The following is a 16,945-nucleotide window of genomic DNA, read 5'->3' as shown; positions in this document are numbered from 1 at the left end:
GGAGGTGGCGGCGGGATTTGCCATGGGCAAAACGCATCATTCCGCAACCAGCACGTTTTGACGCCAAATCTGAATCGCCTGCTCTGAGGTGGGCACACCGATACACGGAAAATGGTGAAACCTGTTCACATCCGCCAGCCGATCTGCTGCCAGCATGACGCGACGATGGGGGCCGCATTGGGCGTAGGTCAGCATCGCCTCGATATCGTGCCACACGCTGAGTGAAAAATAGAGACCATCCTGCCGGAACACAGCTGCGTGCAGACACAAGGGGTCGCCTTTTGCCTGCCGATACGCCTGCCCCGCGCGCCAGAAAAACTCGGGCGCGTTGTACCAATGTTTCAGGGAAACACCACCTATTGCCGCCAACATACTCTATCCCTCCGCATTGAGGGATACGCAGCAATCTCAGAATCAGATCACCGCAAAGCGGCCCCAAATTCGCGGATCAGGGCCGCGTCCTTTACACCCGGTGCGCTTTCAACGCCCGAAGAGACATCGACCTGCCGCGCGCCGGTCATCCTGGCAGCTTCAGCAACGTTCTGCGGTGTAAGACCACCGGCCAGCATCCACGGACGCCGCCAGTATTTCCGACCGGCCAGCAAGCGCCAGTCAAACGACAGCCCATTACCTCCGGGCAGTTCCGAGCCGCGCGGCGGTTTTGCGTCGATAAGCAATTGATCGGCCGCTTCGGAATACAGATCTATTGCGTCCAGATCCTCGGCCTCGGCCACGCCAATTGCCTTCATCACGGGCAATCCAAACCGGTCACGAACCTCAGTTACCCGCTGAGGAGTCTCCTTGCCGTGCAACTGCAACATATCAAGCGGAACCACAGACACGATGCTGTCGAGTTCTTCGTCAGTGGCGTTCACCACCAATGCCACCTTGGCGACGCCCGCTGGAACCATTTGGGCCAGTTCCACAGCCTGCGCGACGTCCAGATGGCGGGGCGACTTCGGAAAGAAAACAAAGCCAACATAGCCCGCACCAGCCTCAACAGCAGCACGCACGTGGTCGGGGGCGGTCAAGCCGCAAATTTTGAACCTAACATCAGACATGGGACTAGGGCTCAGCTTGCCTCATCCAGAAGGGCCAGAACGTCATCTTTGCCCTCGTTTTGCTTTTTCTTGAGCTTCTTGACCTCTCGCTCAAGCTTGCGCACTTCGCTTTTCTTCGCGGTTGCGTCACGGCGATGCTTATGTTCACGCATCCATTCCCACAGGAACCCGATGACCAGACCAGCCACAACACCGCCCAAAACCACCAGAAACAATGGTAAGGACGTGCTTAGGTTAAAGCCCAGCAGCTCAGCCAGCGGATCCGGCATCAACTTGAGTTCAACCGATTCAACATTGGCCAGAGATATCGAAATCAAGATAACCCCAAGAGCCCCGAGAAAAGCGTATCGAATATAGCGCATCATAAGGTCAGGCTTTACCGTTCAATCGGTCCCTTAGCAACTTACCAGTTTTGAAAAACGGTACACATTTTTCCTCGACCTGAACAGTTTCACCCGTCCGCGGGTTGCGCCCCACGCGCGCATCCCGTTTCTTCACGGAAAATGCACCGAAGCCACGCAGTTCAACACGGTCGCCGCGGGCCATTGCATCGGTGACTTCCTCGAAGACGGTATTCACAATCCGCTCGACATCACGCTGATAGAGATGCGGGTTTTCGTCAGCGATTTTTTGAATCAGTTCTGAACGGATCATGCGTGATACCCTCCCAGGCAGCCGGTGTGTCAGGTCTACTGATTTGACAGTATAGGAAAAAATCCGGAACGGGGGAACGGATACTCTGCGCGCTGAGGCCTTATTTTGCCACATTCTCACAAGAATTTTTGTCGGACAGAGGAATTTTCGCACTTAAAGCGCGAACAATATCACAAATAAGCTAGCGGTTTGGAACATGTTGATTCGCAACAAAAACGGCCCCGCGCTGATGCGCGAGGCCGAAAAGCTTGTCTGAGATGCGCCTCGGGCTTAGTCGCCAGACTTCAGCGCTGCACCCAGAATGTCGCCCAGCGACGCGCCCGAGTCGGAAGAACCGTACTGTTCCACGGCCTCTTTCTCTTCGGCGATCTCGCGTGCCTTGATCGACAGGCCCAGACGGCGGGTCTTGCTGTCGACGTTGGTGACGCGGACGTCGACCTTGTCACCGGTTGAGAAACGCTCGGGGCGCTGTTCGGCACGGTCACGCGACAGGTCGGAACGACGGATGAACGACTTCATGCCTTCGTACTCGACCTCGATGCCGCCATCTTCGATTGCGGTCACTTCGACGGTGATAACCGAGCCACGTTTCACGCCGCCCACGGCTTCGGCGAACTTGTCACCGCCCAGGGCTTTGATCGACAGCGAGATTCGCTCTTTCTCGACATCCACTTCCGAGACAACCGCCTGAACGACGTCGCCTTTGCGGTAGTTCTGGATCGCATCTTCGCCACGCTCGTCCCAGGACAGGTCGGACAGGTGAACCATGCCGTCGATGTCGCCTTCGAGGCCGATGAACAGACCGAATTCGGTGATGTTCTTGACTTCGCCTTCGACCTCGGTGCCCTCGGGGTGTGTTTCTGCAAACACTTCCCACGGGTTGCGCTGAGTCTGCTTCAGGCCCAGAGACACGCGACGCTTGGCGCCGTCGATTTCCAGAACCATGACGTCGACTTCCTGGCTGGTCGAAACGATCTTGCCGGGGTGGACGTTTTTCTTGGTCCAGGACATCTCGGATACGTGCACCAGACCTTCGACACCGGCTTCCAGCTCGACGAACGCGCCGTAGTCGGTGATGTTGGTAACGCGACCCTGATGAACCGAGCCCAGCGGGTACTTGGCAGCAACCAGATCCCACGGATCTTCCTGCAACTGCTTCATGCCCAGGCTGATGCGGTGGGTTTCTTTGTTGATCTTGATGACCTGAACCTTGATGGTTTCGCCGATCGTCAGGATCTCGGACGGGTGGTTGACCCGACGCCATGCCATGTCGGTGACGTGCAGCAGGCCGTCAACGCCGCCCAGGTCAACAAATGCGCCGTATTCGGTGATGTTCTTGACGACACCCTCGACGGTCTGACCTTCGGACAGGTTGCCGATAACTTCGGCGCGCTGTTCGGCACGCGATTCTTCCAGAATAGCGCGACGCGACACAACGATGTTGCCACGGCGACGGTCCATTTTCAGAATCTGGAACGGCTGCTTCAGACCCATCAGCGGGCCAGCGTCGCGCACGGGGCGAACATCAACTTGCGAGCCGGGCAGGAATGCAACTGCGCCACCCAGATCGACAGTGAAGCCACCTTTGACGCGACCAAAGATAGCACCTTCGACGCGCTGGTCGTCGGCATATGCTTTTTCCAGACGGTCCCATGCCTCTTCACGGCGGGCCATCTCGCGTGAGATGACGGCTTCGCCACGGGCGTTTTCTGCTGCGCGCAGGTAGACTTCTACCTCATCACCTACAGCGATTTCAGGGGCTTCGCCGGGATTTGCGAATTCTTTCAGATCAACGCGGCCTTCCATTTTGTAGCCGACGTCGATGATGGCTTGACCGGCTTCGATCGCCAGTACTTTGCCTTTGACAACAGAACCCTCTTCGGGCGTGTCCATTTCGAAGCTTTCGTTCAGGAGGGCTTCGAATTCCTCCATGGTTGTATCAGCCATCTGGCAGTGTTTTCCTTTACATACGTTTTTACTGGCCGAGCGGTTGTCTCCGCCGGTCTTGTTTCATGATGTCTTCAAGCGTGATCCGGTGCGCCCCTGAGCAAACAAACACAAAGGGCCGAGGTAACCCGGCCCTGCTCAGAAACGTCATCCGGACGTTGACCGCCCTTGTATCGACAGCGCGCATATAGGCGGATTCCCCGGTATGTGCAAGGGCAAAGCCCATGTTTTCAAGGTTCGGCAGGTCTTTGCGAGTGCTCGGTCCAGCTTTTGGCGCTCCAAACCCCGGCATCGCGCAGTAGCATCGCCCGCTCGATTTCATTCAAACGCATCAGGGCGGCGGTTGGGTTGCGCGCGCCGCCGGCCCGGTTCCAGATTTTCCGAGCCGAAGCAGGGCTCCACGGTAAGCTCGCCGAGGCAAGCCACTGCCGCAACCGTGGCGGTAAAGAGTCATACATTTTCATTGGCGGCAACTGCCGCCTCCGACGTTTAAGGCCCGTTCGAAGGTTTTTGCCGTACCTACGGCCTTGGTCTGCCTGTCTTTGCAACGCGCACATTCCCTAAATTCTAAATGTGATTACATTACATTTTGAGAGCACGCAAGAACCTGTTCCAATGCTCGTAAAGCCCACGGGAAACAAACAAAAGGCGGGGTTTTCGCCCCGCCCTTCATCTTTTTGAAAATACTCCACACGCCGAGCGCAAAGACTCATCAAAACAGCTGCAAATCCTTCGCACCGCTTTGGATTTCGGCAAAGTTTGGCATGTTCTGGATCCTAACAGGCGCTGGTGCGGTGCCCGGCATCGCAACAGTTGGCTGCGCAACCTTCCCCTTACCAAAGGACGGACGCTCCAGCTCTCCGCGAATATCGCGCAACAGTGTTTTGTGATCCGGCATTGATCTGACGATTTGTGCAAGATCCTCTTTCGCGCGCTGCATGCCCTGATACCAGATCACCTTCTTCAACGGTCGCACACGTTCCCGGATGCCTGGCCCATAGCTAGTATCATAGACTTGCTTGCCCAAAAGAACCGTCTGATACACGCGATGGTCAAACAGTGTGGCAAACTCGACATCGTGATCCATCGGCAGGCGGTGCTGCCATAGCTCCAGATTCTCGGCCAACCGGTCCGGCACCTTCATCTGTGTCCGCGCGTCGATCCAATATTGATCATCCGTACGATTGCCCAAGCGATAATGCAGGCAGATGAATTCCAGCACTTCGTTATAAAGCTTGTCCATCTGCCGGTTGTATCTTGTCCGCAGCGAAGGTTCGATGTCGCGGGTTGGCAAATGCTCGGCGAACCAGCGCACCGCATGATCAATCATATGGATCGCGGTACTCTCAAGCGGCTCAATGAATCCGCCGGACAGACCGATGGCGACACAGTTCTTGACCCAGGCATTGCGCACACGCCCAACGCGCATCGGAATGATGCGCGGCGTCAAACCCTTACCGCTGTCCCCCAGCCATTCGAGGTACTCATCCGCGGCCTGATCATCGGTTCGATGCGCCGATGAGAACACATACCCCGTCCCCACACGGTTGTAGAGCGGCACCCGCCAGGTCCAGCCTGCGCCAAGTGCGGTGGATCGTGTCAGGCTCTCAATCTTCTTCGGATTGGGATGCTCGATCTGCAACGCCATGGCGCGATCGTTGGGCAGGTAATCCGAATAATCCAGAAACGGCTCGCCAAGCGCCTTGTTGATGATCAACCCGCGGAACCCGGTGCAGTCGACAACCATCTCGATGTCGTGGCGGCCCCTGCGCTCCAGCATTAGGTGACTGACGTTGCCCTGCTCGTCCAACTCAACCGATTGCACTTCATCCCGGATATGTTCAACACCCCGCTCTGTGCAGACCTTGGTCAGCATCCCGGCAAATTTCACTGCATCCAGATGGTAAGCGTAGCCAAACCGCTGTTCAAATTCGGGCTGACCTAATTGACGCGCGCCTTTGCACAGCCGACCCAGATCATCATGCGGCGAGATTGATTGGGTAAAGTCCCGATCCCCGTTGCCGAAACGCAGGAAATACTCGGCGGCATCCAAACCCTCCAACATCTGACCGTGGGCAAAGGGATTCACATAGTCGATGCGATTGCCCTTTTGGTCCTTGTTCCAATTGCAGAACTTAACGCCCAGTTTGAACGATGCGTTGGTCTCGCGGAAAAAATCTCGCTCTGTAATGCCTGCCTGGCGCAGCGTGACCGGCATGCGTGGCACCGTGGCCTCGCCCACCCCGACGGTCGAGATATTGGGGCTTTCGATAAGGCAGATGCGCGGGCGATCCTTCTGCGAAGACGTGCGGGCAAACACCATGTCCAGGATCAGCGCGGTCATCCAACCTGCCGTACCGCCGCCCACGATGGTGATCTCATCCAAACGATTATTCATGTGGTTATGTCCCTGTTGGCTTGGGGGATTTCATAGCTGCCTCCCCCTTTATTGGGGGTTTCTTTGCAGCATTCCCTTTTTGCTTGAAGGAAACTATAACAGCTTTCCTGCGTCCATCTAGGGCTTATGATGCCACTTGCGCACGCATTTCAGCCCGTCCACTTTCGCAGGTCAAAAAAGCACGCTTTTCTCCCGAGACACAAAAACCGGCGAAATGCTCGATGACGATGTTTTACCTTCACCGCGGCGGCGTATGAGAGAAACGCGGGTCTCAGGAACTGTACAGGTTCAAAGCGCGGGTCAGATTTCTTCGCCCTTCTTCAGAAGCTCTTCGATCAGAGCGCGTTGCAGATCCGTGCTGTCGCCCCCTCCGAATTCCGCGGCGCCACCCGAGTACAGCGTTCCATACGTCTTTGCGATGTTCACGGTCTGGGCCAACCCCGATATCAACTGTTCCTTTTCCAACAACGACAAGGGGTGAATAAAGGCAGCCCACAAAGTGCCATTTGCGATCGCGTATCGCGCGTCCAGTGTGCTGTCGAAATTGGCCTGCATCATCCGGACCAATTCTTCTTGCGACAGTGTCTCGGCACTACGGATCGAGACCATCGCGCGCATGCGGTCTGCATTGATGTCGGTAATCACCAAAACCTGCACATCCGCCACAGTCATCTGGAATCCGGGGCCGAATGGTTGCGCTTCGGGGTCCAGAGCAAACAGGATGTTGCCCAACCGCTCATAGGTCATCGGTGGCTCGATGTTCGGGGTTTCAGCTTCGCCCTCCTGCGCGACAAGACGCCCGGCGGCGAAGATCAGGATAAAAGCTAGTCGGATCATGAGGTCACTCCTGCAGGCACATCTTCACCATACGCACTGGAATTCACACAAACCAAACAAAGCTTAGTGAACGCACTCTTCCCGTCATTCAAAGACTTGTACGATCTGCAATATCTAGCGGCTTTTCTGCGATTACACGTCCGCAATTGACCGACTAACTATGTTTCATCGGCCACTGACCCAGCCGATTTGAACGCAGAATCAAAAAAGGAAACGTGTAATGAAACATATCCTCTTCACCGCCTTGGCAACCGCAATCGCCTTGTCCACCCCGGCCTTTGCCGCTGACGAAATAAACGTATCCAACGGCATCTCGGCCGCAGGCGCGCCGCTGGCCGCACACGGTGTCGATCTGGTTGCACTGGTCAACGATGGGAACCCGGTCGAGGGTTTTGCCACTCACTCTGCGACCTATAACGGTGCATCCTACTATTTCACCACGGCCGCCAACCTGGAAGCGTTCGAAGCAAACCCGGTGGCTTACTTGCCGCAGCATGGCGGGTTCTGCTCGTTCGGCGTGTCAGTCGGCAAGAAGTTTGACGGTGATCCCGATCAGTATCTGGTTGCAGACGGCAAGCTGTACCTGTTCCTGAACGCTGAAACCCGCGCGGCCTTTCTGAAGGACGTCGTCAGCACCGCAAAAACGGCCGACGACCAGTGGGCAAACATCAAAAGCGTCGCCGTGGGCGAGCTGTAAGAGCCAACCCTTTGCCCGCGGCGTTAGCGCGTCGCGGGCAATTTTGCATTGATGGCGCCTAGCGCTTTTGCCAATGCGGCCTCGATGCTCAGGTCGGTCGTGTCCAACTGAACCGCATCATCGGCAGCTTTCATCGGAGCGGTGCTACGCTCAGCATCGCGCGCGTCGCGTTCTTTGACATCTGCCAGAACCTGATCGCGCGTCACATCAGCACCTTTGGCGCTAAGCTCAAGATACCGCCGTTCAGCACGCACTTCGGCACTGGCCGTTACAAAAAGCTTTATCTCGGCATTTGGACAGATCACCGTCCCGATGTCGCGCCCGTCCAGTACCGCCCCGCCTGCCCTGCGTGCAAAGGCGCGTTGAAAATCCACCAACGCGGCGCGGACCTCGGGAATGACTGCCACTTTGGACGCCGCCTGAGCGATATCGGCGGTGCGCAGATCGCCTTGCTCCAATTCCTCGGCGGTCAAAGCCTTTGCCGCTTCCACCGGATCGACCCCCGTCAAGACACGCCGACCTACCGCACGGTAGAGCAGCCCAGTGTCCAGATGTGCAAACCCAAAATGCGCCGCAACGGCTTTCGAAATCGTGCCTTTACCCGCAGCCGCAGGCCCGTCAATCGCGACCGTGAAGCTCACGTGCGCTCAACCTTTGCACCCAGCGACGCCATTAACGGTTCAAAAATCGGGAAAGACGTGGCAATCGGGCCACCATCATCTACGCTTACCGGCTTCTGCGCGCCCATGCCCATCACCATGAACGACATGGCAATGCGGTGGTCCAGAAAGCTTTCGCAGGTGCCGCCACCTGGAATGTTGCCAATGCCCAGACCTTCGACCGACCACCAATCCTCACCCTCGTTTACCGTCACTCCGTTTGCGCGTAGACCGCGTGCCATGGCGTCGATCCGGTCGCTTTCCTTCACCCGCAGCTCTTTTACACCGCCCATCATCATGGTGCCGGTGGCGTTTGCCGCAACCACGGACAGAACAGGGTATTCATCGATCATCGAGGCCGCACGCTCTGGCGGTACGGTGATCCCCTTCATGTTCGGCGAGTACTTTGCGCGCAGATCGGCAACAGGTTCGCCGCCTTCTTCGCGCTCATTCTCATAGGTCAGGTCTGCACCCATCTCGCGCAATGTGGTGAAAAGGCCAGCACGGGTCGGGTTCAGCCCGATGCCAGGCACCAGCACATCTGACCCCGGAGTGATCAGCGCAGCACAAACCGGGAAAGCAGCGCTTGACGGGTCGCGCGGTACGGCGATGACCTGCGGCTTCAACTCGGGGCGACCTGTCAGAGTGATGACACGGCCTTCATCGGTGTCTTCCACCGTGATCTCAGCGCCGAACCCGACCAGCATCCGCTCAGAGTGGTCGCGGGTTGCTTCCTTCTCGATCACAACTGTTTTGCCGGGGGCATTCAATCCCGCCAGCAACACGGCGGACTTTACCTGCGCCGAGGGTACCGGCACTGCGTATCGCACCGGTACTGGGTCCGCTGCACCAACGATGGTCATCGGCAGACGTCCACCGGACCGACCAACCGATTGCGTGCCGAACAGGGCCAGAGGGTCAGTCACCCGCGCCATCGGACGTTTGTTCAGGCTGGCGTCGCCGGTGAAGGTCGCCGAGATCGGAGAGGTTGCCATCGCGCCCATGATCAGGCGCACGCCAGTACCTGAGTTACCACAGTCGATCACCTGATCCGGTTCGGCAAATCCACCAACGCCCACGCCATGCACGGTCCATTCCCCGCCACCGTGGTCCGTGACCTCTGCCCCAAAGGCCCGCATCGCCTTGGCGGTATCCAAAACGTCTTCGCCCTCCAGCAGGCCCGAGATCTTGGTCTCACCCACAGCCATGGCGCCAAGTATCAGCGACCGGTGCGAGATTGACTTGTCACCGGGCACTTCGGCCGTGCCGGTCAGCGGGCCGCAGGGATGCGAGGTCATGGGGATGGGCGTGCCGTGTCCAGACATGGGGGCTCCTTTTGCGCTATCAGCTCAAGGCGAATTAGCGAATTGGAGCGGGTTGGTCCAGCGGCAATGAGTGCGAAGCTGTCTCTCAGACCTCTCCCAGCCATTTCGCCGGATTTTCTTCGGCGATCTGCCGGAAAATTTCCTCGCCCAAGATGTTCCGCAACCGGAAACAGACCGCTCTCTCTGACAGCGTTTCCTGCCGGGTCATGTAGTAATCCGATCCAAATAGGACGCGGGACCTGAGACGCTCACTTTCTTCATCCTCACCGGTCAGAAAAATGCGCAGGAAGGGGGCGTAGTCCTCGAACTGGAACAGTGTGTAAGAGATGTCAGTCCAAAGACCCGGATAGTTTCCGCTGCCAATCATGTGCCGGATTGCCACCTGCCAATTCCGGTTGAACGCGTCGTCCAGCGGGTTCTTGCGATCCGGATTTACATAGGCATCCCAGTCCCGCTGACCGCCGAAATGCGCCAGGCAAATGCGAAGCTTGGGATGCGCGCGCATTACGGGAACAAACGCCTCTGGCTCGGTATAGCGGTCAGCCCAATAGTCCGAAAGATAGCGCCCTTGAACGCCACCGCGTGAACAGTGGGACATCACCGGCAAGTTCAGTTCCTCTAGCCGCGGATAAACATGCTGCATCAGAACCGGATCGTCCGGCGCAAACCCCAACCGCGGATAGAGCTTCAGACCGCGAAACTTCAGGCCATCAACGGCACGCCAGAGTTCTTTCGCCTGAGGGTCAGCCCGCGGGTCAATCGTTGCAAAGGGTATCACAGAGCGGCCGACCTCGCGGTCGCCGGACAGCTTCGCCAATTCGTCATGTTGCGTGCTCAGCGGAACCTCAGGTGCGCCGAACCCAAAGGCTGACATCTCCATTGGCAGGACGACAAAGCGGGTGTCGCTCGGATAGTGTCGCCTCAGGTTGTCCAGAATATCACGCTGGCTGCCCGCGTCCGTTTCCCGCTGAAAGCGATAGAGCCTGTCCAGTTTCTCGGCAACTGTATGCTGACCAATCAGGCGGGCACCAAATGCAAGGCCCTTGATCAACCAGGGCATCTTCTTGAATGGCTTGAGCGCGGGATAGGGGTAATCCTCTGGCACATGGCGCGCATGAAACAGGTGCGTGTGGCAGTTCGTGATCCGAATATCAGACATGGCAATCCTAGGCAAAAAGCTTTGCTAAAATTATCTACATCAAGCACAGCCTAGCATAGCGTCCAGGATTACAGAAATTTGAAACAGATCAGGACTCAGTCCTACGGAAGGTCAGATAATGCGGCACCCGCCCCTCACGCAGGGCCTTTTGTTCATAGCGGGTAGAAATCCAATCGTCCCAAGGTTCACGCCAGTCAGCTGGGCGTTCCGCCAACCATTCAAAGCCCGCGCGCGGAACTTCTTCCAGCGTCTGGCGCACATAGTCGGAAATATCTGTGGCAACCCGAAAGATCGACCCGGGTTTCAACACCTTCGCCAATGGCTCCAGGTGTTCGGGTGTCACAAAACGGCGACGATGGTGTCGGGTCTTGGGCCATGGGTCCGGATACAGCAGAAAGGCACGTGAGATACTGGCTTCGGGCAGGACATCGAACAAATCGCGCGCATCGCCGGGATGCACGGCGAGGTTTTCGACGCCCGCCTGCCGGATTTTGCCCAACAACATGGCAACGCCATTGATGTAAGGCTCTGCCCCGATGACGCCGATATCCGGGTTGCTTTGCGCCTGATGCACCAGATGCTCGCCGCCGCCAAAGCCCACTTCAAGCCAGACAGGCTTGCCACCAAACAGACCATCCAAGTCCAATGACTTGCGTTCGGGGTTGGATTCCCAATCCACTGCGCCAGGCGACAGCGCTGCCAGATCTTCGTTCAGATAGGTCTTTTGGCTGGGCTTCAGGGTCTTGCCCTTGAAGCGGCCATAAAAATTCCTGCGCGGGCGTTGTGGGGTCTCGGTGCTCATGGCGGTGGCCATACTGCGCGCGCCTTAGCGTTGCAAGTGCGAGCCGCACGCGCAAAGAAAAAGCGCGCCCCAGAGGGCGCGCTTTATTGCTGTTCAGATCAGACTGCGGCTTTCAGCGCGTCAACAAGATCAGTACGTTCCCAGCTAAAGCCGCCATCTGCATCGGGCTCACGCCCGAAATGGCCGTAAGCTGCGGTGCGCTGATAAATCGGCTTGTTCATTTGCAGCTGCTCACGAATGCCGCGCGGGGTCAGATCCATGACCTGTCCAACGGCTTTTTCGATAATTGCATCTGCAATCTGACCTGTTCCATGCGTGTCTGCATAGATGGACAGCGGTTTGGAAACGCCAATCGCATAGCTTAGCTGGATCGTGCAGCGCTCTGCCATACCGGCAGCCACAACGTTCTTGGCCAGATAACGCGCCGCATAAGCAGCCGAACGGTCGACCTTGGTCGGGTCTTTGCCCGAGAACGCGCCGCCGCCGTGCGGGGCCGCGCCACCATAGGTGTCCACGATGATCTTGCGACCGGTCAGACCTGCGTCGCCGTCCGGGCCGCCAATCACAAATTTACCCGTTGGGTTCACATGCCATTCGGTATCAGCAGACAACCAGCCTTCGGGCAGAGTTTCGCGGATATACGGCTCGACGATTTCGCGGATGTCATCAGATGTCAGCGCCTCATCCAGGTGCTGCGTCGACAAAACGACCGAGCTGACGCCAACCGGCTTGCCATCACGATACACGACGGACAATTGCGACTTGGCGTCCGGACCCAGCGCGGGTTCGGCACCGCTTTTGCGCACTTCGGCCAGACGCCGCAGGATGGCATGCGAATACTGGATCGGTGCAGGCATAAGCGCAGGGGTTTCGGTTGTGGCGTAGCCGAACATGATGCCCTGGTCGCCTGCCCCTTCATCCTTGTTGTCCGCAGCATCGACGCCCTGCGCGATGTGAGCGGATTGTTCGTGCAGCAGGTTTGTCACCTCGACCGTTTCGTGATGAAACTTGTCCTGCTCGTAGCCGATGTCTTTGATACAATCACGGGCAATCTTTTCGATACGGCCCATATAGTCGTGCAGCTTGTCTTTATCCGACAGGCCGACTTCACCGCCAATAACGACGCGGTCGGTTGTGGCAAAGGTTTCGCAGGCCACGCGTGCTTCGGGTTCTTCATTCAGAAATGCGTCAAGGACGGCGTCCGAAATGCGGTCACAGACCTTGTCGGGGTGTCCTTCGGAAACGGACTCCGAAGTAAATGTGTAGTTCTGTCGGGACATAAATGTGCTCCATTGGGGTTTCTCTGTCACGCCAGGAAGCCGTTGTGACAGGTCAGAGACGCATACGCCCGCGAACAGATGTGGTCAATCGCTAATCTCGTTGGGTACGACGGGTATATAAAACCAATAGAAGCGCGAGAACAGACAGCGCCATCAACACAAGACTGTCGCCAAATCGAGAATAATAGGTTGATTTTTGAGGTTGCGGCAGGATCGCATCCACATAACCAGCCTCATCCAAAGGCAGCGACGCGGTAACACGACCCAGCGGATCGATCATGGCGGACACCCCGGTATTGGCGGACCGGATCATTGGCAAGCCTTGCTCGATCGCCCGCATCCGGGCTTGCACGAGGTGTTGGTATGGTCCGGACCAGGTTCCAAACCAAGCGTCATTTGTAATCTGCAACAGGAAATCAGCGCGTCCCGATCCCACCCTTAGGTCCTGCGGAAACACCGCTTCGTAACAGATCAGCGGCAAGGCACGGCCCAGCGTTCCTACATCCAGCAGTTCGGGCCCGGGCCCGGCACTGAAACCGTTCCCGGTTGTCGCGGCCAGCCCGCGGATGCCGAAGCGCCCCAACAGGTCGCCAAAAGGAATATATTCGCCAAACGGGGCAAGGTGGTGCTTGTCATACAGCCCCGCCTGTTGTCCCGTTTCGTCCAGATAGACCATTGAATTGTATATCTGCGGACCATCGCCGCGTTGAATTCCAAAGATGACCGGCGTCCCCTGAGCCGCTTTTGCAATGGCAGCCAGGAACGGCTGCGCACTTCCCAACCACGCTGGAACAGCAGTTTCGGGCCAGACGATCAAGTCAGGTCGAGGCGATACCGCAGTGTATTCGGTCTGACGCGCGAAAAACAAAGGCGCATAAGCAGGATCCCATTTTTGATGCTGGGGCGCGTTTGGCTGAACCACGCGAATCGTATGTGGGCCGTCCTGCACAGGCGGACGCATCGCTGCATAGACCAATGCTAGGCAGACCAGGGCAACGGTAACGCTCATGGGCACCACCAGCCCCCGCAAGGGCCTGTCATGACATATTGCTGTTCCGATCGAAAACGCCGCCGAGAAAGTCAGTGTGTTCAACCCGTACGGCCCGACCAAAGACAACAACTGTGCCACTGGCGTATTCACCCAGACTTGCGAAACCCCGGCCCAGGGGAACCCGGTCAGTATGTATCCCCGTGTCATCTCGAGCAGCGACAAAGTGACAACCAGCCACATACCCTGGAGGGTTTGCGAAGCACCAGGATGCCGCGACAACCGAAATCCCGCAGCCCAGAACAGCGCCAGCCCCCCTGCCATAAACACCAGCGCAAACGGCGCCATCCAGGCGTGGCGCTCTGCATCCACCTGAAACGGTTCGATAAGCCAGCTGAGCGCATGGACAAAGTAACCGGTGGCAAAGAACCATCCGATCCAACCCGCCCGCGCCCGGGTTTCGCTGGCCAGAAAAATTGGCACGATCAGAATCAGAGACAGGACCGTTAACGCCCAATACCCATAAGGTGCCAAACCAAAGGCACCCGCACCGCCCAGTGTGGCAGCCGCCAGTAGTCTTAGCGCAAGAGGCCAGTCCCGGACTGGGATCATGCAGCGATGTCCGGCAACATAACGCGCAGTCTTTTTATGCGTCGCGGATCGGCATCGATCACTTCGAACTCAGGCCCTTCGGGGTGGATCACAACCTCTCCCCTTGCGGGCACCCGGCCCGACAACATGAACACCAGCCCGCCCAGAGTATCGATTTCCTCTTCATCCACGTCTTTGTGGCTGGTCAGCGAGCGGCCAATCTCGGCTTCGAAATCCTCAAGCGGGACCCGGGCTTGCACGACGTAACAACCGGGCTTCTCTTGCACCCACAGCTGATCTTCGTCTGCATCATGTTCGTCTGCGATTTCACCCACCACCTGTTCGATGAGGTCCTCGATAGTCAGCAGACCATCAACGCCACCATATTCATCGATCACCAGCGCCATATGGCGCCGTTCCGTCTGCATTTTGGTCAGCAGCACCCCAATTGGCATCGACGGTGGAACAAACAACAGCGTACGCAACATCGAGACCAGATCAAAGCTACTGCCCCCTCCGTTGAACCCGTGGGTCAGAGCGAAATCCTTGAGGTGGACGAATCCCAATGGCGTATCCAGCGTTCCTTCGTAAACCGGGATTCTGGACAGGCCACTCTCACGGAACACATCCGCGAGCTCATCTTTGGTGATCGTCGAAGCGACCGATATGATTTCAGCAGTTGGAATGGCAACGTCTTCAACGCGCATCCGGCGCAGGTTGATCATCCCACGGGACTGAGGCATTGCTGCATTCTGCCCGTTCGCCGTTGGTAGCGGTTGGGTCTCGTCACCCGAAAACGCATCGAGTATTCGAGAAAAGAACCCGCTTTTCTCTTCTGTCTCATTGCTGCTGTCCTGTGGCTGCGCGCTTTGCGCCGCCCTAGAACTGCCGTCTGTGTCGCCCATTACCTTGTTCCAATTAATCGGGTCCTAAGACCCCTTCACACTCTATATGGGTCATCAATACCCAATTTGCCAAGTATCTTGACCTCAATCCCTTCCATCAAGGTGGCATCGGGATCACGAATGTGATCATACCCCAGCAAATGCAACGTTCCATGAACAAGCAAATGGATCACATGATCGTCCATGGCTTTACCTGCCTCGGCGGCCTCACGTGCGCTGGTCTCAAAGGAAATCGCGATATCGCCCAAGGGGATTTCACCAGTGAAATCCGGTTGCGGCGTATTCGGCACCTGCCCCGGCACATCGGGGGCCAGATCCTCGGCGGGCCAGCTCAGTACGTTGGTGGCGCTTGGTTTGCCGCGAAATTCTGAGTTTAACTCGGCAATCCGTGCATCATCACAGCCCAAAACACTGACTTCGCAAAACTCCGGGTCGATCTCGGCAAAAGCCAGAACGGCAGAAATCGCCTTGCGCGACAGGGTCTCAAGACCCTGCCAACGGTCGTCTTCGACAGTGAGTTCCAGATTCATCTTACTGCAGACCAGCCCCTGTATGGGCCATGCTCTCAACTGGTTTCACGGCCTAAGTCGGCTTCATACGCCTCGATGATGGCCGCGACAAGCGGGTGACGCACCACATCTTTCGAAGTGAAATAGTTGAAGCTGATATTGGGTATCGTTTTCAGCAACCTTTCAGCATCCGTCAGCCCGGACTGCACCCCGCGCGGCAGGTCCACCTGCGATCTGTCGCCGGTGATGACCATACGACTACCCTCCCCCAGACGGGTCAGAAACATCTTCATCTGCATGGTCGTCGCATTCTGGGCTTCGTCGAGAACCACAAAGGCATTGGCCAGCGTCCGACCGCGCATGAACGCAAGCGGAGCGATTTCGATTCGCTTCTCCTCAATCAGCTTGGCCAGTTGCTTGCCTGGCAGGAAATCGTTCAGCGCGTCATAAAGCGGCTGCATATACGGATCGACCTTATCCTTCATGTCGCCGGGCAAGTAGCCCAGCTTTTCACCCGCTTCGACGGCAGGGCGGCTCAGGATGATTCGATCCACATGTCCGCCGATGAACATCGAAACACCCACAGCAACCGCCAGGTAAGTTTTCCCCGTTCCCGCAGGACCAATGCCAAAGGCCAGCTCGTTCTGGAAGAGCGACTGCACATAGGCTTTTTGGGCATCTGTGCGCGGTTCGACCAGTTTCTTGCGGGTTTTGATCTCGACCGTTCCGCCTTTGAACATCTCAAGCTGATCGCCGTCGCGGCTGCCCGTTCCTTGTTCCGAGACACCCATGCGAAGCTCGCGATCCACATCCGCAGCCTCAACCTCGCGCCCGCCTTCCAGGCGGGTATAGAGCGACTGCAGCACCTCTACGGCCTGCTTCTGGGCATCTTCGCCCCCCATGACAACCAACTGGTTGCCGCGACGCACGATCTGGACCGAAAGCTTGCTTTCGATATCAGTCAAGTTGCGGTCGTATTCACCACACAGGTCAATCAACAATCGGTTGTCAGGAAACTCTACAAATGCCTCACGCTGGGGCATTTCATTTTGCGGTGGGTTCAGGGCACCGATGGCCAATCCGTTCTCCTGTCTTGGCTGTTCACCCCGAGCGTAGACAACAAAACTCGGTGG

At 57.2% G+C, this 16,945-nt stretch carries 18 protein-coding genes and 1 riboswitch; of the genes, 1 reads left to right on the top strand and 17 read right to left on the bottom strand.

Annotation, left to right across the window (positions count from 1 at the left end):
- Window positions 1-36: 36 nt before the first annotated feature.
- The 8 genes from AC2FJZ_RS00400 to AC2FJZ_RS00365 all read right to left on the bottom strand — a co-directional run bounded on the left by AC2FJZ_RS00400 (window position 37) and on the right by AC2FJZ_RS00365 (window position 6,897).
- Window positions 37-372 (bottom strand): hypothetical protein, encoded by a 336-nt coding sequence (locus AC2FJZ_RS00400; protein ID WP_496667604.1) that lies wholly within the window; start codon window positions 370-372, stop codon window positions 37-39.
- A 47-nt stretch (window positions 373-419) separates the two neighbouring features.
- On the bottom strand, window positions 420-1,061 hold the full coding sequence (locus AC2FJZ_RS00395; RefSeq protein WP_496775678.1) for a phosphoribosylanthranilate isomerase: 642 nt from the start codon (window positions 1,059-1,061) through the stop codon (window positions 420-422).
- An 11-nt stretch (window positions 1,062-1,072) separates the two neighbouring features.
- Window positions 1,073-1,423, bottom strand: coding sequence for a LapA family protein (locus AC2FJZ_RS00390; protein ID WP_496667606.1), 351 nt, complete (start codon window positions 1,421-1,423; stop codon window positions 1,073-1,075).
- 7 nt (window positions 1,424-1,430) lie between these two features.
- Window positions 1,431-1,715, bottom strand: coding sequence for an integration host factor subunit beta (ihfB, locus tag AC2FJZ_RS00385; protein ID WP_050603110.1), 285 nt, complete (start codon window positions 1,713-1,715; stop codon window positions 1,431-1,433).
- Between the two features lie 270 nt (window positions 1,716-1,985).
- Window positions 1,986-3,662, bottom strand: coding sequence for a 30S ribosomal protein S1 (rpsA, locus tag AC2FJZ_RS00380; protein WP_050603109.1), 1,677 nt, complete (start codon window positions 3,660-3,662; stop codon window positions 1,986-1,988).
- 230 nt (window positions 3,663-3,892) lie between these two features.
- Window positions 3,893-4,219 (bottom strand): DUF6525 family protein, encoded by a 327-nt coding sequence (locus AC2FJZ_RS00375; protein WP_496775677.1) that lies wholly within the window; start codon window positions 4,217-4,219, stop codon window positions 3,893-3,895.
- Between the two features lie 155 nt (window positions 4,220-4,374).
- The gene (locus AC2FJZ_RS00370) at window positions 4,375-6,060 is read right to left on the bottom strand and encodes a tryptophan halogenase family protein (RefSeq protein ID WP_496775676.1); all 1,686 of its coding nucleotides are present in this window, start codon (window positions 6,058-6,060) and stop codon (window positions 4,375-4,377) included.
- A gap of 300 nt (window positions 6,061-6,360) precedes the next feature.
- Window positions 6,361-6,897 (bottom strand): hypothetical protein, encoded by a 537-nt coding sequence (locus AC2FJZ_RS00365; protein ID WP_496667609.1) that lies wholly within the window; start codon window positions 6,895-6,897, stop codon window positions 6,361-6,363.
- 220 nt (window positions 6,898-7,117) lie between these two features.
- Here AC2FJZ_RS00365 and AC2FJZ_RS00360 point away from each other — a divergent pair, with 220 nt between their 5' ends.
- Entirely contained in the window at window positions 7,118-7,594 is a 477-nt protein-coding gene (locus AC2FJZ_RS00360; protein WP_050603105.1) for a YHS domain-containing (seleno)protein, read from the top strand.
- A gap of 23 nt (window positions 7,595-7,617) precedes the next feature.
- On the opposite strand, the gene cmk is transcribed toward AC2FJZ_RS00360, so the two are convergent.
- The 9 genes from cmk to AC2FJZ_RS00315 all read right to left on the bottom strand — a co-directional run bounded on the left by cmk (window position 7,618) and on the right by AC2FJZ_RS00315 (window position 16,891).
- The gene (gene cmk / locus AC2FJZ_RS00355) at window positions 7,618-8,235 is read right to left on the bottom strand and encodes a (d)CMP kinase (RefSeq protein WP_050603104.1); all 618 of its coding nucleotides are present in this window, start codon (window positions 8,233-8,235) and stop codon (window positions 7,618-7,620) included.
- Window positions 8,232-9,578: a 3-phosphoshikimate 1-carboxyvinyltransferase gene (gene aroA / locus AC2FJZ_RS00350; RefSeq protein ID WP_496775674.1), complete on the bottom strand. Its 1,347-nt coding sequence runs from the start codon at window positions 9,576-9,578 to the stop codon at window positions 8,232-8,234. Before aroA ends, cmk begins: the two co-directional genes overlap by 4 nt.
- 85 nt (window positions 9,579-9,663) lie before the next feature.
- Window positions 9,664-10,737 carry an amidohydrolase family protein gene (locus AC2FJZ_RS00345; protein ID WP_496775673.1) on the bottom strand — a complete coding sequence of 358 codons (1,074 nt, stop codon included), beginning with the start codon at window positions 10,735-10,737 and terminating at the stop codon, window positions 9,664-9,666.
- Window positions 10,738-10,825: 88 nt separating this feature from the next.
- The gene (gene trmB / locus AC2FJZ_RS00340; RefSeq protein ID WP_050603101.1) at window positions 10,826-11,551 is read right to left on the bottom strand and encodes a tRNA (guanosine(46)-N7)-methyltransferase TrmB; all 726 of its coding nucleotides are present in this window, start codon (window positions 11,549-11,551) and stop codon (window positions 10,826-10,828) included.
- Window positions 11,552-11,637: 86 nt separating this feature from the next.
- The gene (gene metK, locus AC2FJZ_RS00335; protein ID WP_050603100.1) at window positions 11,638-12,819 is read right to left on the bottom strand and encodes a methionine adenosyltransferase; all 1,182 of its coding nucleotides are present in this window, start codon (window positions 12,817-12,819) and stop codon (window positions 11,638-11,640) included.
- Between the two features lie 5 nt (window positions 12,820-12,824).
- A riboswitch (SAM-SAH riboswitch) is annotated at window positions 12,825-12,873 on the bottom strand.
- Between the two features lie 37 nt (window positions 12,874-12,910).
- Window positions 12,911-14,419 (bottom strand): apolipoprotein N-acyltransferase, encoded by a 1,509-nt coding sequence (gene lnt / locus AC2FJZ_RS00330; RefSeq protein ID WP_496775672.1) that lies wholly within the window; start codon window positions 14,417-14,419, stop codon window positions 12,911-12,913.
- Window positions 14,416-15,303, bottom strand: a complete 888-nt coding sequence (locus AC2FJZ_RS00325) for a hemolysin family protein (protein ID WP_050603098.1) — start codon at window positions 15,301-15,303, stop codon at window positions 14,416-14,418. The genes lnt and AC2FJZ_RS00325 overlap by 4 nt, the downstream gene beginning before the upstream one ends.
- A 35-nt stretch (window positions 15,304-15,338) precedes the next feature.
- Entirely contained in the window at window positions 15,339-15,833 is a 495-nt protein-coding gene (gene ybeY, locus AC2FJZ_RS00320; RefSeq protein WP_496775671.1) for an rRNA maturation RNase YbeY, read from the bottom strand.
- Window positions 15,834-15,868: 35 nt separating this feature from the next.
- On the bottom strand, window positions 15,869-16,891 hold the full coding sequence (locus AC2FJZ_RS00315) for a PhoH family protein (RefSeq protein WP_496775670.1): 1,023 nt from the start codon (window positions 16,889-16,891) through the stop codon (window positions 15,869-15,871).
- Window positions 16,892-16,945 lie beyond the last annotated feature (54 nt).

Source organism: Ruegeria sp. CDSA079, from assembly GCF_059612245.1.
Note: the sequence above shows the minus strand (reverse complement) of the source record. Positions and strands in the feature narration are given on the sequence as shown.